This is a genomic window from Saezia sanguinis (assembly GCF_963921665.1).
Taxonomy (GTDB): domain Bacteria; phylum Pseudomonadota; class Gammaproteobacteria; order Burkholderiales; family Burkholderiaceae_C; genus Saezia; species Saezia sanguinis.
In genome coordinates this window covers 207,191-230,857 of sequence record NZ_CAWUGC010000015.1, presented here as the reverse complement: position 1 = coordinate 230,857, position 23,667 = coordinate 207,191, and the positions used below count along the sequence as shown (strand labels likewise).

Annotated in this window: 16 protein-coding genes and 1 tRNA gene; 14 read left to right on the top strand and 3 right to left on the bottom strand. The window is 55.4% G+C overall.

Features of this window, described 5'->3' with window-relative positions:
* Positions 1-8 precede the first annotated feature (8 nt).
* From tssC to AACY98_RS10615, 13 genes are all read left to right on the top strand, one after another.
* Entirely contained in the window at positions 9-1,484 is a 1,476-nt protein-coding gene (gene tssC, locus AACY98_RS10675; RefSeq protein ID WP_339804884.1) for a type VI secretion system contractile sheath large subunit, read from the top strand.
* 41 nt (positions 1,485-1,525) lie between these two features.
* Entirely contained in the window at positions 1,526-1,948 is a 423-nt protein-coding gene (gene tssE, locus AACY98_RS10670; protein WP_126979946.1) for a type VI secretion system baseplate subunit TssE, read from the top strand.
* A gap of 10 nt (positions 1,949-1,958) precedes the next feature.
* Positions 1,959-3,725, top strand: coding sequence for a type VI secretion system baseplate subunit TssF (gene tssF, locus AACY98_RS10665; protein WP_126979947.1), 1,767 nt, complete (start codon positions 1,959-1,961; stop codon positions 3,723-3,725).
* Positions 3,689-4,708, top strand: coding sequence for a type VI secretion system baseplate subunit TssG (gene tssG, locus AACY98_RS10660; RefSeq protein ID WP_126979948.1), 1,020 nt, complete (start codon positions 3,689-3,691; stop codon positions 4,706-4,708). Before tssF ends, tssG begins: the two co-directional genes overlap by 37 nt.
* The gene (gene tagH, locus AACY98_RS10655; protein ID WP_126979949.1) at positions 4,705-6,084 is read left to right on the top strand and encodes a type VI secretion system-associated FHA domain protein TagH; all 1,380 of its coding nucleotides are present in this window, start codon (positions 4,705-4,707) and stop codon (positions 6,082-6,084) included. Before tssG ends, tagH begins: the two co-directional genes overlap by 4 nt.
* Positions 6,081-7,235 carry a type VI secretion system lipoprotein TssJ gene (gene tssJ, locus AACY98_RS10650; protein ID WP_339804880.1) on the top strand — a complete coding sequence of 385 codons (1,155 nt, stop codon included), beginning with the start codon at positions 6,081-6,083 and terminating at the stop codon, positions 7,233-7,235. The genes tagH and tssJ overlap by 4 nt, the downstream gene beginning before the upstream one ends.
* Positions 7,236-7,288: 53 nt before the next feature.
* Entirely contained in the window at positions 7,289-8,629 is a 1,341-nt protein-coding gene (tssK, locus tag AACY98_RS10645) for a type VI secretion system baseplate subunit TssK (protein ID WP_126979951.1), read from the top strand.
* A gap of 1 nt (position 8,630) precedes the next feature.
* The gene (gene icmH / locus AACY98_RS10640) at positions 8,631-9,470 is read left to right on the top strand and encodes a type IVB secretion system protein IcmH/DotU (RefSeq protein WP_204250866.1); all 840 of its coding nucleotides are present in this window, start codon (positions 8,631-8,633) and stop codon (positions 9,468-9,470) included.
* A gap of 399 nt (positions 9,471-9,869) precedes the next feature.
* On the top strand, positions 9,870-10,388 hold the full coding sequence (locus AACY98_RS10635) for an Hcp family type VI secretion system effector (RefSeq protein ID WP_126977702.1): 519 nt from the start codon (positions 9,870-9,872) through the stop codon (positions 10,386-10,388).
* A gap of 66 nt (positions 10,389-10,454) precedes the next feature.
* Positions 10,455-10,751 carry a PAAR domain-containing protein gene (locus AACY98_RS10630; protein WP_339804876.1) on the top strand — a complete coding sequence of 99 codons (297 nt, stop codon included), beginning with the start codon at positions 10,455-10,457 and terminating at the stop codon, positions 10,749-10,751.
* Positions 10,752-10,903: 152 nt separating this feature from the next.
* Entirely contained in the window at positions 10,904-13,435 is a 2,532-nt protein-coding gene (locus AACY98_RS10625) for a type VI secretion system Vgr family protein (protein ID WP_339804874.1), read from the top strand.
* A 147-nt stretch (positions 13,436-13,582) separates the two neighbouring features.
* Positions 13,583-17,248: a hypothetical protein gene (locus AACY98_RS10620; RefSeq protein WP_339804872.1), complete on the top strand. Its 3,666-nt coding sequence runs from the start codon at positions 13,583-13,585 to the stop codon at positions 17,246-17,248.
* 88 nt (positions 17,249-17,336) lie between these two features.
* On the top strand, positions 17,337-18,506 hold the full coding sequence (locus AACY98_RS10615; RefSeq protein WP_339804870.1) for a T6SS immunity protein Tli4 family protein: 1,170 nt from the start codon (positions 17,337-17,339) through the stop codon (positions 18,504-18,506).
* 85 nt (positions 18,507-18,591) lie between these two features.
* Here the strand turns inward: AACY98_RS10615 and AACY98_RS10610 are convergent, their stop codons facing one another.
* Genes AACY98_RS10610 through mprF form a run of 3 tightly spaced genes read right to left on the bottom strand, consistent with a single transcriptional unit; the run spans position 18,592 to position 23,148 of the window.
* A complete protein-coding gene (locus tag AACY98_RS10610; protein ID WP_339804868.1) occupies positions 18,592-19,077 on the bottom strand; it encodes a hypothetical protein in 486 nt (161 codons plus the stop codon).
* 5 nt (positions 19,078-19,082) lie between these two features.
* The gene (locus AACY98_RS10605) at positions 19,083-20,471 is read right to left on the bottom strand and encodes a virulence factor family protein (RefSeq protein ID WP_339804866.1); all 1,389 of its coding nucleotides are present in this window, start codon (positions 20,469-20,471) and stop codon (positions 19,083-19,085) included.
* Between the two features lie 31 nt (positions 20,472-20,502).
* The gene (gene mprF / locus AACY98_RS10600; protein ID WP_339804864.1) at positions 20,503-23,148 is read right to left on the bottom strand and encodes a bifunctional lysylphosphatidylglycerol flippase/synthetase MprF; all 2,646 of its coding nucleotides are present in this window, start codon (positions 23,146-23,148) and stop codon (positions 20,503-20,505) included.
* Between the two features lie 365 nt (positions 23,149-23,513).
* On the opposite strand from mprF, the gene AACY98_RS10595 reads away from it, so the two are divergent.
* A tRNA-Cys gene (locus AACY98_RS10595) sits at positions 23,514-23,587 on the top strand.
* Positions 23,588-23,667 lie beyond the last annotated feature (80 nt).

Genomic DNA, 23,667 nt, shown 5'->3' with positions numbered 1-23,667 from the left:
TACTACAAATGAGCACAAAAACTGAAAGTGCAGCCAGTTCAGCCGCTGGCAGTGTGGGATTACTTGAGCAGATCATGGCGCAAACACGCATGGAGCCTACGCATGAAGGCTATGCGGTTGCTGAAAAAGGGGTTGCTGCCTTTATCTCTGAAATTCTGAAAAGCCGTGACCAGTCACAGCCGATCAACAAGGTGCTGGTTGACAGCATGATTGCACGTCTGGATGAAAAGATTTCTACCCAGATGGACCAGGTGCTGCATCACCCCGAGCTGCAAAAGCTGGAGTCTGCATGGCGCAGCCTGAAGCAGTTGGTGGACCGTACTGATTTCCGCGAAAACATCAAGATTGAAATTCTGCATGTCACCAAAGAAGAGATGCTGGATGATTTTGAAAGCGCTGGCGATATCACGCAAAGCGGCATGTACAGCCATGTTTACACATCCGGCTACGGTCAGTTCGGTGGCGAGCCGACCGGCCTGGTGGTGAACAACTATACATTCGGCCCGAGCTCACCGGATATCAAACTGCTGCGCTATATGTCGCAGGTCGGCGCGATTGCGCATGCACCGTTCCTGGCTGCTGCAGGTGCCGAGATGCTGGGCGTGAAGTCTTATACCGAACTGCCCAACCTGAAGGAAATTCACGATATTTTCGAAGGCCCACGTTATGCCAAGTGGCGCAGCCTGCGTGAAACGGAAGATTCACGCTACCTGGGTCTGACAATGCCGCGCTTCTTGCTGCGTTCTCCTTATGATCCGCTGGAAAATCCGGTACGCAGCTTCTCTTATGTGGAGAAGGTGGATGGCTCGCACGAGAATTATCTGTGGGGCAATACCGCATTCATGCTGGCTAGCCGTATCACAGACAGCTTTGCCAAATACCGCTGGTGCCCGAACATCATCGGCCCGCTCTCCGGTGGTGCGGTGGATGATCTGCCGGTGCATCTGTATGAAGCGCTGGGCCAGGTTCAGGCCAAGATTCCGACCGAAGTGCTGGTGTCGGATCGCCGTGAGTTTGAGCTTTCCGAGGAAGGTTTCATTCCGCTGACGATGCGCAAAGACAGCGACAACGCAGCGTTCTTCTCGGCCAACTCGGTGCAAAAACCGAAGATTTTCCAGAAAACGCCGGAAGGTCAGGAAGCGCAGACCAACTACAAGTTGGGCACGCAACTGCCTTACATGTTCATCATCAACCGTTTGGCGCACTACCTGAAAGTGCTGCAGCGTGAACAGATCGGTAGCTGGAAAGAGCGCCAGGATCTGGAGCGCGAGCTCAACCAGTGGCTGAAACAGTATATTGCCGACCAGGAGAATCCGTCTTCCGAAGTTCGCAGCCGTCGTCCTTTGCGTGCAGCCAAGGTGGTGGTTTCGGATGTGGAAGGAGATCCGGGCTGGTATCAGGTTCAGTTGTCTGTGCGCCCGCACTTCAAATACATGGGTGCCAGCTTCGCGCTGAGTCTGGTTGGCCGTTTGGATAAAGAATAAGTAACGGCAAGTAGCCACATCGTTTTAGGGTGCGTTGATTTATGCCTAGATCGTTAGGAAATAGCAGCCTGTTTGATCGCCTGGGCAGTGAGGACGAAAGACCTCGCAGTGTTTCGCAGCAGGGTCAACTGGCGCACCGTATCGAGGCAATCAAACGCAACCTGGAACGGATGTTGAATACCCGTCAGGGCTGCTCGCAGAGCAGCCCGCATGATGGTTTGATGGATTTTAATGATGCAGTCCTGGGAAGCAGTGACCTGATGCAGCGCATCGGGGAGGATATCTGCCGTGTGATTCGGGAAGGAGAGCCTCGGGTGGTGGTACGCCGGGTGCATTCGATTCCCAACCCGCACATGCCGATAGAGCTGAACTTTCGTATTGATTGTCTTGTGCCAGTGAAAGACAAAAGAGAACTGGTTGAAATAGATCTCATCATGAATGATGGAACCTTCAAGGTGAAATAAGGATGAGGCAGTGGCGCTTAAAGACTTTTTCAGAGATGAACTGAATTACCTGCGGGCACAGGGCAAGGAGTTCGCACGTCATAACCCTAAACTGGCGCGTACACTGGGGGAGCAGGCATCTGATCCTGATGTTGAAAGACTTCAGGAGGGTTTTGCATTTCTGACGGCCAAGCTGCGCCAGAAGATCGAGGATGATTTTCCCGAGCTGACGCATTCGATGATTCAGTTGTTGTGGCCGAATTATCTGCGCCCGATTCCCAGTGCAACGATTGTGCGTTTTGACCCGATTGCCCAGGCGCTGACCGAGCGCCAGGTGATTCCGCGCGCCACGGAATTGCGTTCGCAGCCGGTGGATGGCACGCAATGTCGTTTCAGAACGTGTACCGATGTGTCGGTGTATCCGCTGGCCATTGACAAGGTGAGTGACGCGCACAGCCGGCAGGAGTCGATTGTCCGCGTTGATCTGCAAACGCTGTCGCAGCAGCCTTTGAATACGATTGGCTGCGATGACCTGGATTTTTATATCAGCAGTGATGATGTCACGGCGTCTACCCTGTATCTGTGGCTGGCCAAGTATCTGAGTGAAATCCGGATTGAAATTGGCGAAGAGACGCGGCATCTGGATGTCAGGAATATTGAGTTTTTGGGTTTTTCGCCCAAAGATGCGTTGTTGCCGTACCCGCGCAATGTGTACGATGGTTACCGCATTTTGCAGGAGTATTTTGTTTTCCCGCAGCGGTTTTATTTTTTCCGCCTTAAAAAGCTGAGTTCAATGTGGCCTGCCACCGCAGCGCATCAGGTGCGGCTGCAATTTCATTTTTCCAGGCCGATGCCCAGCGATTTTAAATTGCGTACCGGCGATCTGAGCCTGTACTGTGCGCCGGCCGTGAATCTGTTTTCGCACGATGCCGAGCCGATCAACCTGACCGGCCGTGCGCTGGAACACCGTTTGCAGGCCAGTGCGCTGCAGCCCGAGTGTTTTGAGGTGTTCAGCGTGGACAGCATCTGCTCATGGAAGGTGCAGCAGGATGGCAAGCGGGGCGATTTTCTGCGTGAGTTTCATCCGTTCGAGTCTTTTCAGCATGAGATTGAATATGCGCAGGACCGCTCGGCGTTGTATTACCGCTTGCGCATTGAAGAGTCTGTCAATGACGAGGCTCTGAATTACCGGGTGGCTTTTGTGCGCTCGGACGAAACGTATTACCTGGGTAAAAATGAAACGGTTTCGATTGAGCTGACGTGTACCAACCGCCAGTTGCCGCTGGCGCTGGGCGCGGGCGATATCTGTGTGCACACGGAGACGACACCTTCGTTTGTGACGTATACCAACATCATGCGCCCGACGCCGCCTTACCGGCCTTTGCTGGATGGTTCGCTGCACTGGACGCTGATTTCCAACATGTCGCTGAATTATCTCTCGCTGCTGTCGGCCGAGCCGATGAAAGCGGTGATTGGCGCGTATGACTTTACCGCGCTGTATGACATTCAGCACGCCAGAGCCACGAAAAAACGGCTGGACGGGATCAGCAAGGCGGAAACCACGCCGGTGGATCATCTGGTCAAGGGCCTGCCGGTACGGGGGCTGAAGACGGTGCTGGATATGGATGGCAGTACTTTTTCGTGTGAGGGCGAGCTGTATATGTTTGGTACGGTGCTGTCCCATTTTTTTGCTTTGTATCCCAGTATCAATTCTTTTCACAAACTGGAAGTTGTCAATACACTGAATAATGAGCATTACGCATGGCCATTAAGGAACGGCAAGCAACCCGTGATATAGCCGATGTGGTGCTGGGCGATGCGCATAACTATGCGTTTTACCGCCTGCTGGAGCACCTGCACCGGTTGCACGACGATGACCTGGAATCAGGCGAGGCGGATTCGCCCCTGTTCCAGCGCGTGGTGCTGGAGGGCGATGCGCAACTGGGGTTTCCGGCTTCTGACGTGGTGCTGGCCGAGCGGCTGCCTGATTCTGACGAGCAGTACCGCGTCAAGACCAGTTTTTTCAGCATGCAGGGACCGGATTCGCCGCTGCCGGGCTATTACATTGACCAGTTGGCGTATGACTATGCGCATGGCATAGGCATCCGGCCGGCGTTTCTGGATTTTTTTAATCACCGCCTGCTCACGCTGTTGCACCAGGCCTGGCGCAAATACCGCTATTACGTGCGTTTTCAGCACGAGGCGAAAGACCGTTTCTCGAAATATGTGTTTGCGCTGATCGGCCTGAATGATTCGGAGCTGCGCGGCGCCACACCGATTCCATGGGCGCGGCTGCTGAGTTTTACCGGCATCATTGCCAGCCGCAGCCGCTCTCCGAGCGTGGTGTCCGGTATCATTGCGCATTGCTTTGATCTGGAGGCGGTGCATATCCGTGAGTTTGACCAGCGCTATGTAGATGTGGCGCCCGGGCAGCGTAACGCCATGGGCAAGGCCAACGCCACGCTGGGCGATAATTTTGTGCTGGGCGCGCGCGTGAGCACACGTGCGAGCAAGTTCACGATTGTGATTTCGGAATTGACACAGCAGCGTTTCCGTGACTTTTTGCCCAATGGCAAAGATTATGAGCCGCTGCGCAAGCTGATTGATTTTCTGCTGCGTGACAGCATGGCTTATGACCTGGAACTGGGGTTGCAGCAAAAGGAAGTGCCCCCGTTTGTATTAAAAAAAGAAAGTGGCACGCACCTGGGCTGGACAACATTTTTGCCGCAGGATGCGCCTTTACGCTTGGAATCTGTTGTCAAAATTAAGGCAAGAACATGAATACAAAATCAATGCAGAACCGTGTCTCTCTGATGGTGTCCAACCCCAGCAAGCTACAGCCGGGTGCGGTGTCGCGTTTTAATTTTGACCGTACCGGCGGTACGATTGGCTCACGTGGCGCCAACTGGGTGCTGCAGGACGCGCTGAACCGGGTCAACCCGATTCACTGCGAGGTGGCCTGGATTGACGGCGCGTTCTGCGTGATTGACCGTTGCGGCGATACCTGTATCAACGAGAGTACGCGTGGTGTCGGTGCGGGGCATATTGCACAGCTCAATGATGGCGATGTGCTGCAGGTGGGGCCGTATAAGATTGCGGTCCATTTTAATGAAGAATATCATGCGCTCATTGATTCCGAGAGGACTCTGGGCCAATATGATGTTGGTGAGCTGGTGAATGAAAATTCGAAACAGCTTATGGAGCAGGCGAGCCCAAACGAGGAACATATCGCTGATGAACCCTATTCTGCTGCGGCAGGTCAGAAGGAATTGCAACAAATGACAACACCCTCTAATCATCTGAAATCTTCCATTGATCCGCTGGCAGCCATGGATGCTGACGACCAGCGCCATAAACCGGTTGTTGACCGCGTGCCGCTGGACCCGACGCATTTCGGGGTTTCGCCCAATGCCAAAACGCAGCCGGATTTTACCGCCACGGCGAGCGAGGCGGTGAGCCATTTTCATTCGGCCACGCCCAGCAGCCAGATGGTTCCGGGGGCAACCAATCTGCCTTACCCCGGTGCGCAAGAGTGGATGACCGAGCACGCCAATGCGGGCGAGGGCGGGCAGCATCTGGCCACGTTGCCGTTGCAGCAGGGCATGCAGGTGAATCTGGGCTCGATGGACAGTTCGGCATCGTATACGCTGTTGCAGGAGGTGGGCAAGTCGGTCAAGGCGGCGCTGGAAGGTATTGCCAGACTGTATGGCGACCAGGTGGGTACAACGCACAGCCTGACGATGCTCACGCGCACATTGCAGCCGATTGAGGATAACCCGCTGCGGCTCAAGCAGAGTTATGAAGATACGGCGCGTGCGATGTTTTCGGAGTATCGCAGCGCTGTGCATCTGTCGGCCCCGGCCGCCATTGAAGAGAGTCTGGAGCAGGCCCGTATTCATAATATTGCGGTGATTCAGGCGATTGGCGAGAGTTTGAATGCGCTGCTCAAGGCGTTTTCTCCCGATGTGCTGGCGCACCGTTTTCAGCGCTATGGCGTGGAAGGCGAGCAGCGCGCGGGGGATGAGGCCTGGGCCTGGCGCATGTATAACCACTATTACAACGAGATGGTGTCATCACGCCAACAGGGGCTTGAGAAGCTGTTCTGGGAGGTGTTTGAGCAGGCTTACGACCGCGCAATAAGGATGCAGGCATCATGAATTTGAAGTATTTACCGCTGGTTGCAGCACTGGGGCTGACGCTTTCGGCCTGTACACCCAAAGAGATGTTCAGTGCTGCAGTGAAGGTCGGGCAGGTGGTGTGGGATCCGTCGGTTCAGGTGGGAGACGCCAAGGACCAGCCGACACAGATTGCGTTCAGTCTGTACGCGAGCCCGACGACCAACCCCAATCCGAACAGCGTGCCGCCGGAGCAGGAGGAGCCTGAAGAGTATTCGCTGACGCTGAAGGCGGAAAGCCAGGAGGCGCTGCTGGAGCAGGTGCGCGAAACGCTGACTCAGATGGAAGGGCAGAACATTACGGGCGAAGAGGTCTCGCCATTGCCATTGTCTTCACCTGCGGCTGCGGCTGAACGTGGCCCTGCATCGGGAGCCAGACAGGTGATTCGTTTCAGGGTGCTGGATGGGCAGGAGCATACCCGCGACCCGATTCTGATTGAAGTGCCGGGCTCGGGTGCATCGGGCATATTAATGGCTGACCGCTCGCCCGCAGCGCCGGTAGCAGGGCAGACAGCAGGCCAGGCAACCGCGCCTGCCACGGCGTCTGCAGCCACGCCGGCAACAACTGCCGCAGGAGTAGGGGCGGGGGCACCGTATCCGCTGCGTGATGAAAGTGGCATGCTGCCTGCTTCTGTGACGGAGGCTGAAAGGCTGCATTCGCTGCAGGTGGGCGAGTATGGCGGCCGTGCATCAAACGATGCTCTGGTGGCGGATGCCGGTGAGGATAATCTGACAGGCACTGCGGCGATTCCGGTGTCGGAGTATCCGCCAGCCATGGCGCGTGCGATTGCCACGCCGGTGTCGTTCAAGGTGTTGCAACTGACCGATGACTCGATGTTTCTGAATGCCGACGTGGACAGCCTAGCAGCAGATATCCGCAAGGCGCTGGGCAGTACCTATATCAAGGTGGATGATTATGTGCTGCAGCCCGGGCAGTTCAAGTACATTGACTTCAAGAAGATTGACAGCGATACGCGTTACATCGCCGTTTTTGCGCAGTTCCATGAAATGAATGGCGCGACCTGGAAGCGTGCGATTCCGGTGGCGGCGCAGGGGCGCATGTATCGGCTGCTGGTCGGTTTTGACAGCAATACGGTGACGTTGCAGGACGAGGGCGTCGATGAGTCGAAGTAATGACATGGTTATGCAGAATCAACAAAACAAAATAATGGAAAAGGTTGCGAGTTATGGCATCAAAAAATAATGTCCTGTGGAAAGAGGGGCTGTTTGTTCAACCGCAACACCTTCAGCAGCAGGCCCGTTTTAACGCGTATCAGTTGCACCAGCGTATCAGTGGCGCGAGCGAATATCTGTACGGGTTCAAACAACTGGAGCTGAACCAGGAGTACCTGAGTTTTGGCAAGATTGCGATTGTGCGTGCCAAGGGGGTGATGCCTGACGGTACGATTTTTGATATTCCCAATGATGTGCCGCCGCCCACGCCGCTGACGATCAGCGATGTGTCGGCCGTGAACCAGATTGTGTATCTGACGCTGCCTATGCACGCCGACGGTATGCTGGAGGTGCAGTGGCCTGACACGTATGTGAATGCGCGCTACATGGCCAAGTCTGAAGAGATCAAGGACATTGTGACGCCTGACGGCAGTTATGTAGATGTGCCTTTGAGTGTGCCTAACATGCAGTTGGCGCTGGACCGCGATGACCGCAGCGCGTATACCAGCTTGGCGCTGGGGCGTATTCTGGATAAGCGCCCGGATGGCAGCCTGGTGATGGACGAGTCGTTTTACCCGACCAGTATTTCGCTGGAGGCGGTGTCACCGCTGAAGCGTTTTCTGGGAGAGGTGGCAGGCTTGATGCGCGAGCGCGCCAAAAATATTGCCATGCGCATTGGTTCGCCCAGCCAGGCCGGGGTGGCTGATGTGACGGACTTTAACCTGCTGCTGTGCCTGAACCGGCTGCAGCCGTATTTCCAGCATCTGGCGCGCTGCCGGCAGGTGCATCCGGAAGATATTTATATTGCGTTCAGCCAGGCTTGCGGCGAGTTGAGCACGTTTACCGATGAAGGCCGGCTGCCGGCGGAGTATCCGGCGTACCAGCATGACCGGTTGCGGGAGTCGTTTGTGGTGCTGGAGGAAACGCTGCGCCGCATCCTGAGTACCGTGATGCAGCCGCGTGCCGTGTCGCTGCCAATCACCAAGCACCAGTACGGTCTGCTGACCGCACCGCTGCAGGACCGCTTCTTGCTGGAGAGTGCCGAATTTATTCTGGCAGTGCGCGCGCGTATGCCCAACGACAAGTTGCGCCAGCAGTTCCTGCAACAGGCCAAGGTGGCTTCGATCGAAAAGATCAACGAGCTGGTCAACCTGCAATTGCCGGGCATTCCATTGAATTCACTGCCGGTGGCGCCGCGCCATCTGCCGTATCACTCGGGCTTTAATTATTTTGAGCTGGACCGCTCCAGCACACCGTGGCAGCGGATGATGAAAAATACCGCCGGCTTCGGTTTTCACATTGCCGGCCAGTTCCCTGAGCTTGAGCTTCAGTTCTGGGCGATAAGGAGTCAATGACATGACAATGCAATCAGCTACAAGAGAGCCGATCTTCAAAGAGCCCGGCGGTATTCGGGAGCCGCAACGCGCGGCGCTGACGAACAAGGCCGATGTGTCATTCAACACGGTGGAGCAGATTGACCAGGACAGCGACCTGTGGTTTCAGATCCGTGGTTATGGGTATAACCCGTTGGTGGATGCGTCGCTGCCGATCATCGGGCTGGTGATGCGTATTCGCAAGCTCAACAAAAATCCGAATGTGGATGAGCTTTATACCACGGTGCGCAACCAGATCGCCACCATTGGTGAGGAGATTGCACAGCATAAGTATGATAACGCCACGCAACTGGCGTACCGTTACTGCCTGTGTTCTTTTGTGGATGAGGCGGTGATGGGTACGCCCTGGGGGGCGCAGTCGATCTGGGCCGAGCGTTCTTTATTGAGCATTTACCATGATGAGACCTGGGGCGGTGAAAAGTTTTTCACGATCATGTCGCGCATGCTGATGGATCAGGAGAAATACCGCGATGTGCTGGAGTTCATGTACGTGTGCCTGTGCATGGGCTTCAAGGGCCGCTATGGCGTGCAGATCAACAGTGGCGATGAGCTGCAGGCGATCATCACCAAGCTGCACAAGGCGTTGCGGCAGATGCGTGGTGAAACGCCGGAGACGCTGACCGCAGCGCACAGCAATGTGGCTTCGCGCAACTTCCGTGTGGGTAAACAGTGGGCTTGGTGGGCGCCATGGGCCGCGGCTGCAGTAGTGCTGGTGCTGGCATTTGTGATTTATTCGCTGGTGCTCAACACGACCACCAATGAGGTGATTCGTTCACTGGATACCGTGCTGCAACAAAGGTGATATTGGTATGAGCTGAGCACCACAGCTTCTAGGGTTGCTTTCAAACGATGGCACCTGATCTGGTTTGAGATAAACCGGGCAGGTGCCAAGTACTATTTTAAGGGTGTCAAAAATGCGTGACGCTGACAAAAAAGTAACGCGTTCTGTCAATTTTGCTCTGACGTTAAACAAAAAAGATCAGTGATTGAATATGAGCGGGCCAAAAGTGGCCCGAATTCGGGTCAGAATAGACCCGATTATTTTTTTAGGATATTAATTATTTATTTGTTTTCAGTGGGTTAGCTTGTTGAGGTGAATTCAGGCACATAGTTTGCATGATAAATAGAGTAGAGCTGCTAGAAAGCAGCACGTTTATTTGATTCATGTCTGTTTTATTCATTTCAACAAGGAGCACTCAGAATGCCAACCCCAGCGTATATTTCAATTGAAGGCAAAACCCAGGGCAACATCACCCAGGGCGCATTCACAGCCGATTCCGTCGGTAACGTCTACGTCGAAGGCCACGAAGACGAAATCCTGGTGCAGGAAATCAGCCACCGTGTCACAACACCGACCGATCCGCAAAGCGGCCAGCCTTCAGGCCAGCGCGTGCACAAACCGTTTGTGTTCACCTGTGCCCTGAACAAAGGCGTACCGCTGCTGTACCAGGCACTGACCACTGGTGAAATGCTGCCTACCGTGGAAGTCCGCTGGTATCGTACATCTGTAGATGGCAAACAGGAACACTTCTTCTCCACCAAGCTGGAAGACGCTACGGTTGTAGACATTGACACCGTGCTGCCACATGCGCAGAACGCCGACAACGCCAACTACACCCAGTTGGTCCGCGTGTCACTGGCTTACCGTAAGATCATCTGGAGCCATGAAGTCGCCGGAACCGAAGCTTCTGACGACTGGAGAGCGCCGATTGAAGGTTGATTCCTGACGGTTTGATGTGTCAGGAAAGTAAGTCGTCATCACGACAATGATCATGCAGGATCTGATATGACAGCAAGCAGTCAAGGTGCGGGAGGTTCGTCTGGTGGGCGTCCCGTGGTATTGGTAGGACATGCGCATTCATGCCCGGAGCACGGCGCAGGGACGGTGGTTACCGGAACTGCGGGGTTCAAGGTGAATGGGCGCAATGCGGCTTGTGTTGGAGATTTGATCAGTTGTGGCGCCGTGATTGTGAGCGGGACAGGTGCCACCAAAGTGAATGGTCGTTGTGTGGCCAGGCAGGGCGATGCCACCAGTCATGGCGGTGTGCTCATTGAAGGCGATGCAAGCTGGATGGTGAAGTAACAGCGTTTGTGCATGTTGTTGATGACGAGTACCGGTTTTGCTTGAGGAAAAAAGCAGAACCGGTTCACCTGCTTGTAGGTGCAGGTGATTCAGGTTAGGGCGTGTTAATACGCGCTGGTAAAGCAAGAAAAGAAGTCAAACAAGGAACGGCCATGGCGCAAACGGACTTGCACTTTAGTTTTGAACCCGCATCGGGAGTGGCTTTTGATGTGATTGAGTTTCATCTGGTGGAGGCACTTAACGAGCCTTATCAACTGGAGGTGGAACTGATCAGCTCTGATCCGGCGGTGGATTTTGGCAAACTGCTGGACCAGCCGGCGCTGTTTACCATCTGGCGCGGGGCTGTGCCAGTCAGGCGCGTGCATGGCATTGTGAGTGATTTCAGCCAGAGCAACACAGGGTTCAGAAGAACGCGTTATCACGCAGTCATGGAGCCGCAGCTTGCCAGAACGCAACTGTGTTCGGACTGGCGTATTTTCCAGCAGCAGAGCATTCCGGAAATACTGGCCTGGGTGTTCAAGGAAAACCGGCTGACGGATTATGGCGTGTATCAGCAGCAGACGCATTTGCAGCGCGAGTACTGTGTGCAGGCCGATGAGACGGATTTTGATTTTATTCAGCGCCTGGTGGCTGAAGAGGGGTTTGTCTACGGGTTCAGGCACAGCGAGCAGGGGCACCAGATGGTGCTTACGGATGTGATCCAGACGCTGGGCGCTATTGGACAGGATGATGGGCAGACCGGTGGTGAGCAGGCCAAGCCTGTTTTATACCAGCCCAATCCGGCAGGTGACAAGCCGCAGCCTGCGCTGCGCCGTTTCACTTATCAGGAAAAGGTTCGTACCGCGCGGCAGACGCAGCGTGACTATACGTTTAAAAACCCGCGTTATAACCAGGAGCAGGCCAGCACCGGGCATGATATGCCGACACAGTCGGCGGCGTACGAGCGTTATGATTATCCGGGGCGTTACAAGCAGGATGCCGCGGGCGTTCCTTTTACGCAGACCCGGTTGCAGTCTTTAAGGCGCGATGCGAAAACGGCTGTGGCCATTGGGGATGACGCCAGGGTGGAGCCGGGTATTGCATTCCAGCTTGACGGGCACCCGCGCGACGACATGAATATTTTCTGGCGTCCGGTACGGGTGGAGCACAGTGGTAAGCAACATACCAGCGCAGAGGAAGAGGCTGCCAATGCCCAGGTGAGTACACAGTATGAGCAGACCGCTTATCTGGTGCCGGCGCAGGCGGAATGGAAAGCTATTATTCCGGCAAAACCGCATTTGCACGGCCCGGAGATTGCCCATGTGGTGGGGCCAGAAGGCGAAGAGATTTATACCGATGAGTATGGCCGGGTGAAGGTTCAGTTCCCGTGGGACCGCGAAGGGGAAAGTGATGAGCACAGTTCGTGCTGGATACGCGTGGCACAGAACTGGGCGGGTGCAAGCTGGGGACACATGGCGATTCCCCGCATTGGCCAGGAGGTGATTGTTGATTTTCTGGACGGCGATCCGGACCAGCCGATGATTACCGGGCGTTCGTACGATGCGACCAACCCCACACCTTATAAACTGCCCGCACTCAAGACTTTGAGCACGATCAAGAGCAAAGAGCATAAGGGCAGCGGCCTAAATGAGTTGCTGATTGACGATACCACCGGCGAGATCAAGACCCAGTTGCGCAGCACCCATGCGGCAACGCAGTTGAACCTGGGGTTTCTGACACACCCGCGCGAGCAGGATGGTACCGGCGAGCCGCGTGGTGAAGGCTTTGAGCTGCGTACGGACTTTAATGGTGCGGTGCGTGCTGCCAGAGGGCTGTATATCGGAACCGATGGCCGTACCGAGGCCGTGGGCGGGCAACTGGATGTTGCTGAACTGCGCAAATGTGTGGATGGGCTGCAGTCGCTGGTCCGTTCGCTGCTGGATACTGCTAACGCACATGAAGCGCCTGAAGCGCGGTATGACGATTTTGAAAACCTGGTGGATGCGGTGAACCATCTGGGAGCCGGTGCCAATGACCGCAGTGAGGAAGAAGGGGCCAAGCCGATTGTGGCTGTGAGCGCGCCGGACGGCATTGCGATGGCAACGCCTAAGAGTGTCATGATTGGTGCTCGGCGCAACCTGGAGTTTGCGGCGGAGAAGGACGCGCACATGACCGTCAACCAGCAGTTGCATCTGGTGTCGGGGGATGCGATGTCGTTGTTTGCTGTTACCGGCGGTATCAAACAGATTGCCAACCAGGACGATATCCATCTGCAGGCGCAGCATGGCACGCTGATTGGGGAGTCGCAAGAGGCCATTCGTTTTGCCACCGCCGGGCATATGACGCTGGTGGCTAAAAAGCGCCTGACGCTAACTTGCGGCGGCAGTTACATCACGCTGACCGAGTCGGGCATTGAGTTTGGCGGCAAGGTGGGCAATATGCGCATGCCGGTGAATGTGTCGGGGCCGGCGTCGCTTTCCGAACAGGTGAATTCGTGGGGTGATGCGGCGTTTGACCAGCGTGTGCGGCTGGTTCGGGCCGGTCAGCCGGTGGCCAATTACAAGTTTGAGCTGATCCGGGCTGATGGTTCGATCATCAGCGGTGTGACCGATGCCGAAGGCTGGACGCCGGTGCAAAAAGCGCTGGTACCGGAGGATTACGCTGTGCGCCTGCTGGGGCCTGCGGATGAAGAGCAAACCGCGTGATGGTTACTGCCAGTGCGGGTTACTTGCATTTTGCATCTGATTTTTTTTGAGTGGCGGCTATTGCCATAGAGTATGAACTGAGGATTCGATATGGTAACTGGAAATAAGAAAATAATCCGGGTAAAAACGACGATAGATGAAGAAGGTATGCCTCTTGGCATCGTATCGACAACGCCTGAAAGTGATCCTAGTCGTCGGGAGGTGGAAGCATCTATTACCGATGCGATTCCCATTATTTTCATACCGGATGTGATGGGTTCTCCCCTGCGTGCCACGGGTGAGAATGCCAAGTTGATCAGTGCTAAAAACAAGTGGGCCTGGTTTCCGGATTATCCGCTGGACTGGGGACTGGGGCTGAAAGAGAAAATTTTCAATGAAGTCCGTGAGCCGACCAAAGCACTGCTGGACGTGGTCAAAAGTTTTTCACAGGGTAAGCTGGATGAAGAAATTGCAAAATTAAATACAGAGATCAACAAGGGTGTTGAACAGCTGATTACCAAGGTGACGGGCAAGGAGTTTCCAAAAGAGGATGAAACCACTGGAACTACGGAGACTGCGGCGACAGAAGAGACAGAAGAAAAAAGTTTGCCGAAAACGCTGTTGGGGCAACTGGTTGCGGAGTTGAAGACGGAGGCCGACAGCCAGTGGGAAAAGTACAAACAAAAGCAGGAAGACCGCAAGTTCAAGAACAAGTTTGAAAAAGCGATGAAACAAGTGGGTACAGATGTTACGGGTGCCCTGGCGAAAGTGGTGTTCCCACTGGATACCGATAAGATCGTTAACCTGATTTTCCCCAAGTCCAAAGGCTTTACTGACTTGACGCCGACAGAGCGCCAGCAGTTATTGGACCCGGCGAAAACGGCGGCTCTGACAGCTTATGATGCAGATATTGAAAAGCGCATTATCTCCAGAATCAAACGCCATTTAGGGAAAAAAGATGCCGCCTACGATGATCAGCAGCTTTTTGGCGTGCAGGAGGCATTGCGGCGCGGCTGGGCTACCGTGTGCTGGAATTCCTATGGCGATTTTCTGATCAATCTGGAAAACAGCCTGCGCCACCTGACCTATTCAGGGGGGACGGTGTTTCAGGATGGCATCAATGAGACGTCGCTGAAGAATATGCCTGTTTTCAACGATGTGTTCAAGTTGATTGATGCTGCGTTTCCTCAAGCGAAAGGTGCTATTTTGCCGGGGTATGTTCCCGCGGTGACGAAAACGGAGCAGCCGCAGGATGCTGACGCCACAGATGTGACCGATGTGGAGGCCAAGCAGGAGGAAAAGGCGCCATCTGATGTTGCGGGAGAGCAAACCGCTGAGGCTGCCGATGAGACGGCTGGTGATGACAAGGCTGCTGATCAGGAGGACGCAGCTGCTGCGTCTGATGAGGAAAGCACGGGCAAAGCAGCCGATCAGGCGGATTCGGCCAATGAAGAGGCTTACAGCAAAGAGCTGGTGAACCATATGGGCCGGGCAATTAAGTACCACTTTCCGGTGTTTGCTGTCGGGTATAACTGGCTGGGCTCAAACCGGCAGACAGCCATCGATATTTATGCGCGGTTGTGTGAGATTCAAAAGTATGTTGAAGCGGAAAGACGGCCTACTGCTCAACCGAACAGTGCATCAGATGAAAATGCCGATGCTGCCAAAACGGAGAACGCGCAGGACCCCTCAACGGAATCAGCAGAAACAAAGACTGAAGCGTCATCATCTGCTGCTGATGCGGCAGATACAACAGATAAGACCAATACGGCAACAACCACGCAGGAGGCTGCGGCAACTCCGGCGGCTTCGGAAAAGTCTTCTGATTCTGCCAAGTCAGGTTCGTCGGCAAGCGTCAATAAAGACATTCCCAAGCGTGATGGATATGGGCTGAATTTGAAGTGCCGCGGGTTCATTATTGTGACCCATTCCATGGGCGGCCTGGTAGGCAGAACGCTGCTCAAGAATCTGGACAGTTTTAATCAGCAGAAAGCGGAGCAGATTCAGGCACAGCTGGATGCTGTTGATAAGGAAATAAAAGGCTTGCAGCCAGGACAAGAGGGCAAGAAGCCTGCCACAGCAGAGGGCACGCAGCCAACTGAAGCATCGGGTACTCCGGGGGGTAAAGGTGGAGGCCAGGATGCTGCTCAACCGTCTACAGCGCAAACCACCCCCGCTGGCAAAGAATCAACCCAACCGGCTGCGGGGGCTCCTGCTGGCGCTGCTACTACTTCGGGCAAACAGGAGACACCACAGGCGCAGACTGAGGCGCAGAAAAGAAAAGCTGCTGATGAAAAGATAGAGGCTGATAGAAAAGCCGAAGAAGAGCGCAAGAAAAAACTGGCTGCCGCCGAGAAGAAAAAGAGAGAGTTGGGCAAGAAAGCAGAGGCTGCCAAAAAGCCGGTGGTTGCGCATGGTGCGATACACGGTATGCATGCATTCAACGGCATGGCTGCTATTTACCGGCGTATGCAGTTGGGCTGGGAGGTTGAAGGCAAGGGCAAGGGCTTGTTTAAACGCGCCCGTTCGGCCGTGACGTCTTATGCGATGGGGTTTGACAGCAAATTTGTGACGCCGGTATTTGCACAGTCACCGGGCCTGCTGGAGCATGTGCCAAGCCATTTGTATAAAAAGGGTACACAGACGGGCTGGCTGCATTTTCAGGATAAAAAGAATGGAACTGCGTTGATGTCGCTACCGGTTACTGATCCTTATGAGGATATTTATAAACAGACCCGCTGGTACGGGCTGGCTAACCCGGTGCGTCTGTCGACAGATAAAACCAAACGCAAGGAGCAGTGGACGAAGTATCTGGCTTTGATGGAAAAAGTCGGGGATTTTCATAAATATGAGCTGGATGGATATGTACACCCCAAGACGTTTGCTTTTTATTCGGAGAACAAGGCAACTCCGGCATTCGGTGAGCTGACCTGGAAGGTGGCGCAGACTGCCAAAGGCGGCAAAGGTGCTGCGGAGAAAAGCAAGGAAGAGACGGCAGCAACGGAAAGCGACTTTGAATTTAAATATAAACTGCCTCTGGATACAGAAGGCAGCAAGCCCGGGCAAAGCGGAAGTGCCTCGTCAACTCCTGCAGCAGATGGCGCGAAGTCTGGAGCAGCAGCAGGGACCGCTGCAGGCACAGATGCAAAATCTGCCCAGGCGGTTGAGTCAAGGGCGTTGTCTGAAGGCGTGAAGCAGAAACTGGACGGTATCAAAACGGGCCAGGAATTGGCCAAAGAGATATTTTCGGAAAATCTGGTGCCCAATGAGCACGATAACCTGATACAGGAGTATCTGTATGGGGAAGATTCGCTGCCGATGTTTGAAGAGTTCAAGGAAAAGGGTTCTTTGGAACAACTGGGTAAAGACGGGGCATTTCCGGTGGAGCCGATTTTTGGTAAGGACGGCCCGATTGGCGCGCTGTTGAAAAATATTCCTTATTTCGGCGCCAACCAGGCGGCAGATACTTCTTTGTCATACCTGCCGTCAAACAGTGTGTGGCTGAAAAACCAGGTCAACAATGCAAGGTTTACCGCCAAGATGTCCAAGGCCGACAGTGATGGTGATGGCGTTGTACCGTACTTCTCAGCGTATCCGGCCCAGGAGGTTAAGCAAGGGGATACGGAAGGGCAGATGATTCCTTACAGGTTTGCCGTAAAGGAAGGTGAGAAGCGCAAAGAGCTGTTGGATCACCATCAGGCATTTGACGATGCGCGGGCGGTCAAGGTGACTTTGTATTCGATTTTAGGGGTGGCTGGTTGTGAAGAGACTGCCAAGTCAATCGAAGAGCAGAGTAAAAAGCCCGAATCTAAAGAGGCCCAGAAAGAGAGTTGACAGGCCAGAGTGGTGAGCCATGCCTGCATGGTATGCCATGCGTAGGGTGAGCGTGATGCCTGGCACCTGAGAGGAGTTTGTTGGATTTATGAATATGACGCGTGACTTTAAAACTTTTTGTATCGGGCGTATGCTGGTTGATCTGCCTGAGCGTTTGGTTTCGTTGAGGCCAGCAGATGGTTCGCTTGACATGTCGGAAGAGCTGAGGCTGGATGGCATGTTGATTACAACGCGAACAGGGGTGAGTTTTCAGGCGTTTCAGGATCTGGTTGATGCCCGCTGGGCGGAGTTGCAGGTTATGGAGCAGGGGCAGTCTGCTGCGGCTTTGGCTGCGCCCCCGCAGTATCATCCGATCCGGGAAAACGGCGGTCTTTTTTCGTTCAACCAGAAGAGTATTTCGTATAACGCGCGGGTTGTGAATGGTGTGAAGACGGCCGATTATGTGACGGTCAACGATGCCGAAGCTTATTTCTGGGACAAGGGCACGCTGTTTACCATCAAGGACGGTGGTTATGACACGGTGAACCAGAAGATTGCCGAGGCCATGGCGCGCATGAGTTACCTGGCGCCCGGGCAAATGCCTGAGCAGGCTGGTATTTGTCTGCAGGGTGGGTTCATTGCGCAGCATTACGGTGTGTGTTCTGAACTGTATATTGGTACGATATCGGCGCCTTATTTCACGTTTTTAATCCGCCATACCGAAGAGGTGGATGGCGTTCCTTTGCTGGAGCAGTTTGGCCCTTTTGCGCCGATGATTGCCGATGTGGAGGATGACTGGATTGAGGGCGGCATTGTGTTCCGCGCAGCAGAGCGCGCGCAGGATCATTTGCCTGCGCAGGAGCTGGTGACGGGGTATACGCAAGGGGTTGCCATAGAGGGTAAGGGCATGGGGGACTTTACAACCGATGTCGAAGCCCGGTGGGAGTTTGTCGGGCAGGAAACGCCTGACCCGCAGCCGCTTGTGCATGCCGAGCTGGTGTTGTCGGTGGATGACCGATGGCTGCCGGATACGCTGGGCGAATATCCTGAGCAGATAGAGAATTCAGCGGTGCCCACAAAAGAGGCGTTTTTTGATATGTGGGATGCTGTTGCCAGCAGCATCCGTTTTTATCCGGGGGCACTGGCTCCGGCACCGAAAGGTGCTGAACCGCTGTTGCTGGGTCCGAGTGACGCGCAGCGCATGAGCAACCGGCAGGCGCTGGATGACTTTCTGGGAGAGATGGATCTGCGCGGTATTTCCGGCCTGCCTGAGGCGTGATGCAAGGCTGAGTGTGTGCGGGCAGTGGCTTGAACTTGCGCTGCGGCACAGGTGACCGCCTGCACCTGCGGGCTGTATTCAAAGCTTATTCAAAACGGGTTTTTGACGGGTTGGGGAAAGTCTGATCACCGGCATGACCGGGTGGCTGTTTTTGTATCTGATACAGGCCGTTGAATATGTTGTTTTGAAACAGGGCGTCCAGATTTGCCGGCTGTATGGCGCTGCTTTTTTGGGGCAGCGTGATTTCCATTTCGCTATGGTGCAGGATAAAGATGTATAAAAATGACGCAATGCAGGGGTTCTCTATTCTGCCGCTTATAAATTGGCTGAGGGTCTGGCGAAACAGATGGCCTCTGGTTTTTTCGGGGCCGGTAAAGCGGTAAAAGGTGGATGACGAGATGCCGTCGGTGAAGCTGACGGCGTTGATGTTTTTGCCGTCATGTGTGAGCAGTGTGACCTGCCCGCTGTGAAACAGAGTGGGTGCTTGAAAATGGCCGACCTGCCGGTACAGCGCATGGTTGCTGCCGGACAGCGGGCGTGGCTTTTCAAAGTAGCAGATGAAAACGGACATGTGGTTCAGGGCGCCGCGCGCGGTGTATTGGCTGTGATGGTAGCAGGGGGCATGCGTTTGTCAATGCCCTGCATGATGAGCTGCGCGAGGTGTTCGTAGTTTTTGTCGAAGTGGTGGTCTCCGGGTATTTCGATGGCCTGCCCAACGGCCTGGGGTTGCAGGCAGCCGGAGTCTTCCCGTTCTTCACTGCCGTAAATGCACAGGACTTTGTCGGCAGGGAGTTGCTGCATTTCGGGGCCGGTGAGGGTTTCGTCGGCGTCCTGGCCAAGCCAGCCGCTCACGGCAATTTCAAAGTTGGCGCTGCGTGAAAACGCAAGCAGCACGATGGCGCCGACGCTGGCCTGGTCCTGTGGTGAGAGACGGTTGTAGAGTGCGGGCATGATGTCTGCACCAAACGAGTAGCCTGCCAGTATGAAGCGTTTGGTGCCCCATTTGTCGCGGTAGGCCTGCATGAGTTCGGCAAGGTCCTGCGCGCTGCGTTCGGGAGAGCGGTGCTGCCAGAAGAGTTTGAGGGTATCCACGCCGACAACCGGATAGCCATGGGCGGCCATGTATTCGCCGGAGACTTTGTCCAGGTCGCGCCAGCCGCCATCGCCTGAATAGTACAGGGTGACGGTATCGGAATAAGGGCTGTCTGCGGGGGCGGGCAGTTCCACAACCGGAAAGCCCTGCTGCTGGTCGTCGAGCACAGCGGCCAGGTGTGTACTCAGCAGCAGCGTGGAGCCGGCCATGTACTGGCCGATGGTGGTGTGCGTTTGGGTGTGCTGCATCTGGCGTACAAACAGGCCGGTATCGCTTTCGGGGTCGTTGTTCCAGAGTATTTCCCAGTGGCCGTGCGGTGCTTCAGCGGGCAGCGGCTGGTCGCCACAGTCGAGCTGTTTCACGTTAAAGCCAATGGAGAGTGCGCGCGCATCGTCGTCTTGCTGTTGCGCCAGCCAGCGATAGGCCAGTGCCGCGCCATTGTCCAGCCCGACGACAATGTCTGGCGGATTATCCAGCGCATCGGTGGCGGCTTGCAGCCGTGCCTGCTGGTCGCTGCAGCTGCCTTGCGGTTTGAGTACAAACTGCACCAGTTGGGCATCGGTCTGCCTGGCAAGCTGTAGCAACTGGTTGGGGTCAAGGTGCTGGGCTTCGGTGGCGGCAATGATGCTGTACGCTACAGGTTCGCCCTGCGGGTGTGCGATGAGCAGGGTGGCCCCATCGGCCAAAGTGGTGGCTTGCACACAGGCTTTTGGGGTGCGTTGCAGCAGCCACCAGGCAATGGCCGCTGCCATGCAGATGAAGATGACGACAAGCAGTACGATGAGCAGCCAGCGGCGGCGCCGTGATGGCGGCTGGTGTTGTGGCGCCTGCGGAGGTTGCAGGTTTTGCGGGCGGGTGTGGTGTGGCGTCATGAGGAAGGTCTGCCTTGGTGATGTGATGCGGCTAGCGCTTGACCAGCCCGCTCCAGCCGCCTGAGATCAGAGTGGCGGTATCGACAAGCGCCATCCAAGGGTCCAGCCCGGCAGGAACTGCCATGTAGCGGGGTTCCCAGTGGGGGGAGAATTTGTTTTTAAAGCGGCGCAGGCCTTGGAAGTTGTAGAACTGTTCGCCTCGGCGAAAGATCATTGCGCCCAGGCGCTGGGTTACGGGGGCGCCACGGCGCAAATGCAGTCCCGAAAGCGGCACCATGCCCAGGCTGAAGCGTTGCAACTGGTGCTGCTGAAAGTGCAGAATGAGCCCGACCATGAGAAATTCCATGGTGAGGTTGGGCGCATGGTCGGCCACGCGCATCAGGTCCAGGCTTGCCGATGTGCCATTGGCTGTTTGCAGCAGGTTGGCAAAAGCGACAATCTGGCCCTGGTGTTCAACGGTGGCAATGGTGAAGTGGCGCAGATAGTCTGGCGCAAAGTGCCCGAGCGAAAATCCTTTTTCGCGCACATGTTTGTTTTGCAGCCACTGGTCGGATATTTCCTGCAACTGTGCCATGGGGGCAGTGCCGGGTGCGTAAAATGCCAGCGACAGGCCGTCGCGCTGGCCACGGCTCCAGGTGTAGCGCAGGTCGCGGTTGGTTTTGGACTGAAGGTCAAACCGGGCCAGGTCGACAATGGCCTCCTCGCCCAGTTTGATGGCGGTCAGCCCGGCATCCATGTAATAAGGCAGGTTGGCAGCACTGACCTGGTAGAACACCGGGCGCACGCGGTGCTGGTCGCACAGGTCGCGAAACTCCCAGATCAGGTCGGCCCGCTCCAGCGCCGAGCCGATGGGGTCAAACAGCGCAATCATGCTGCGGCGGTGCCGTGCATACATGAGAAATGCGGTGCGTGTTTCGTTGAACAGTATGGCTTTGTCGCCGCTCATGACCAGCCCGCCTTCGGGCTGGTTGCTGGTTTGTACAATGCGGTAGGCTTCATCCAGTTGTTCGTTGCGGGCCTGTCTGGCTATGGGCAGTGCCGGGCGCAGCAGCCAGGTCAGTGCAATGCAGCCCAGCAGTAAAAAACTGGCCAGTGCGGCGCGCAGGGCACGCGGGGCTTCGCTGTCGAGCTCAAACTGCCACCACAGTTTGTTGTGGTAGGGAATTTCCTGGTAAACAAAGAACGTGAGCCACAGTGAAACAGCGATAACACAAAAGCAGGCCGTGGCAAACAGTGCAGAAAACGGTACTTCGGTAAGGCGGCTTTTGCGGTAGAAGGAGCTGCGGAAGGCGTACAGCAGTGCGGCAATGACGAGCATGGCAAAGGCTTCTTCCCAGTCCAGCCCCTTGAGGATGGACAGCACGCTGGCGGCAATGAGCAGCAGCAGTGTGAGCATCCAGGCGGCCGAGAGGCGCCGCCGCAGGCCACGGGCCAGCACCAGGCAGAGCACGCCAACCAGGCTGGCGGCCAGGTGCGAGGCGTTGATCAACTGGTCTGGCATGATGAAGCTGAGTATTTGCAGGCGGCTGTCAATTTCGGGGGTGGCGCCGGAGAACAGCAAAATAATGCCCGCAGCAAAAACCAGCACCGATATGATGGGTGCGGCCACACTGGCGGCCGAGCGTATGACCGATTGCAGCGGCAGATAGTTTCGCCCCTCGTTAAGCAGCAAAATGATGCTGGCCAGCACCAGTGGCAGCAGCACGTAAACGGCGCGGTAAAGCAGCAGGGCGGCAGCGAGCTGTGCGGCACCAAGTTGTCCGGCAAATGCGGCAAGTATGACGGCCTCAAACACGCCCAGGCCACCTGGCACATGGCTGAGCACGCCGGCTGCGAGCGCCAGCAGGTAAACCAGTACAAATGTGATGAAAGGCGGCGCCGAAGGCAGCAGCAGGTAGAGAATGGTTGCGGCAAAGATCACGTCAAACAGCGTAATGACCAGTTGCCATGACGCTAGGCGCAGGCTCGGAATGCGAATGGGCCAGCGCCCGAACTGAGCATACTGAAACCAGCGGGACTTGCCAGTGCCAGGTGCATCGTCCGGGGGGGATGACCGCAGGCGGTGCTGGTACAGCACCATGGCGATTATCAGGTACAGCGCCAATACCCCCCATGCAATGCCAGTGACCCATGCGGCAGACAGATGCAGTGCCATAGCCGCCGCCTGCACATTGCTCAGGGCGGCTATGGCTGCCAGCAGCGGCAAAGCACAGCCCAGCGACAGGCTGGCAAAAATGGACATTCGAGCCACATCGGTGGCATTTAACCCCTGGCTGAAATAAAGCCGGCAGCGCACTGCACCGCCGGAAAGCATGGACAGGCCAACCGCATTGCCCACGGCCGCAGCGCAAAACCCGCCGGTAACCAGTATGCCCGGGCGCAGTTGTACGCCGGCATAGTGTGAGGCAGACCATTCGTAGCCTATGAGCATGGTGTAGCTGCCCGCGGCTGTCAGCAGTGCCAGCAACAGTGCCGACCAAGGCACATCATGCACGGCCTGGCGCATTTCGGCGATATTGGTTTCTTTCACCAGTTTCCAGCAGATAAACAGTGCTGCAATGAATAACACCAGCGCAATGACTGCCCCCGCCACCTGTTTATACGCAGTAAAGCGTTCAATCAGGAGCCAGGGGAGGGTTTTGTGTGCAGGAGGAGTGAGCGTTGTTGTCTGTGTCATGTTTTATGCAGGAATGCATAGTACAGGGTGCATCGGTTGTTTTGTATGCACAGCAGGGGCATAATGACAAATGGTTGTAATAATGCCGTTAGAGGTGGTGCGCTGCCAAATTGTTCCGGCCAGTTGCAATCGAACAGACATAAAAATGGTGCATGTTGCTAAACTTGCGGCCAGTATATATTGCTAACACTGCAGAAACGATAACCAGCTTTGCATCAGGGATGCACTGCCTGAATATGGATGGGTTGCAGGATGCATCTAAGGGTAATTAGCCAGCCGGTGGCGTAAGTGGCAGAAGATCGTTTATACTTCGGTTCGGTCTTCTGGCAAATCGTTTACCGGTATATTCAGAGGGCAGGGAACATGGCGCGATAGCAAAGCGGTTATGCACCGGATTGCAAATCCGTGTAGGTCGGTTCGACTCCGGCTCGCGCCTCCATATTTATCAAAGGGTTAGATCATTTTTCTGGTCTTTCCCTTTTTTCATTTGCGGAAATTTTCCGCAATTCCAGTGGACTG

Excerpts from the sequence above, each read along its gene's own strand:
- tssC (WP_339804884.1), top strand. The coding sequence starts at position 9 with ATGAGCACAAAAACTGAAAGTGCAGCCAGTTCAGCCGCTGGCAGTGTG.
- tssE (WP_126979946.1), top strand. The coding sequence starts at position 1,526 with ATGCCTAGATCGTTAGGAAATAGCAGCCTGTTTGATCGCCTGGGCAGT.
- tssG (WP_126979948.1), top strand. The coding sequence starts at position 3,689 with ATGGCCATTAAGGAACGGCAAGCAACCCGTGATATAGCCGATGTGGTG.
- tagH (WP_126979949.1), top strand. The coding sequence starts at position 4,705 with ATGAATACAAAATCAATGCAGAACCGTGTCTCTCTGATGGTGTCCAAC.
- tssJ (WP_339804880.1), top strand. The coding sequence starts at position 6,081 with ATGAATTTGAAGTATTTACCGCTGGTTGCAGCACTGGGGCTGACGCTT.
- tssK (WP_126979951.1), top strand. The coding sequence starts at position 7,289 with ATGGCATCAAAAAATAATGTCCTGTGGAAAGAGGGGCTGTTTGTTCAA.
- icmH (WP_204250866.1), top strand. The coding sequence starts at position 8,631 with ATGACAATGCAATCAGCTACAAGAGAGCCGATCTTCAAAGAGCCCGGC.
- AACY98_RS10635 (WP_126977702.1), top strand. The coding sequence starts at position 9,870 with ATGCCAACCCCAGCGTATATTTCAATTGAAGGCAAAACCCAGGGCAAC.
- AACY98_RS10630 (WP_339804876.1), top strand. The coding sequence starts at position 10,455 with ATGACAGCAAGCAGTCAAGGTGCGGGAGGTTCGTCTGGTGGGCGTCCC.
- AACY98_RS10625 (WP_339804874.1), top strand. The coding sequence starts at position 10,904 with ATGGCGCAAACGGACTTGCACTTTAGTTTTGAACCCGCATCGGGAGTG.
- AACY98_RS10620 (WP_339804872.1), top strand. The coding sequence starts at position 13,583 with ATGCCTCTTGGCATCGTATCGACAACGCCTGAAAGTGATCCTAGTCGT.
- AACY98_RS10615 (WP_339804870.1), top strand. The coding sequence starts at position 17,337 with ATGAATATGACGCGTGACTTTAAAACTTTTTGTATCGGGCGTATGCTG.
- AACY98_RS10610 (WP_339804868.1), bottom strand. The coding sequence starts at position 19,077 with ATGTCCGTTTTCATCTGCTACTTTGAAAAGCCACGCCCGCTGTCCGGC.
- AACY98_RS10605 (WP_339804866.1), bottom strand. The coding sequence starts at position 20,471 with ATGACGCCACACCACACCCGCCCGCAAAACCTGCAACCTCCGCAGGCG.
- mprF (WP_339804864.1), bottom strand. The coding sequence starts at position 23,148 with ATGACACAGACAACAACGCTCACTCCTCCTGCACACAAAACCCTCCCC.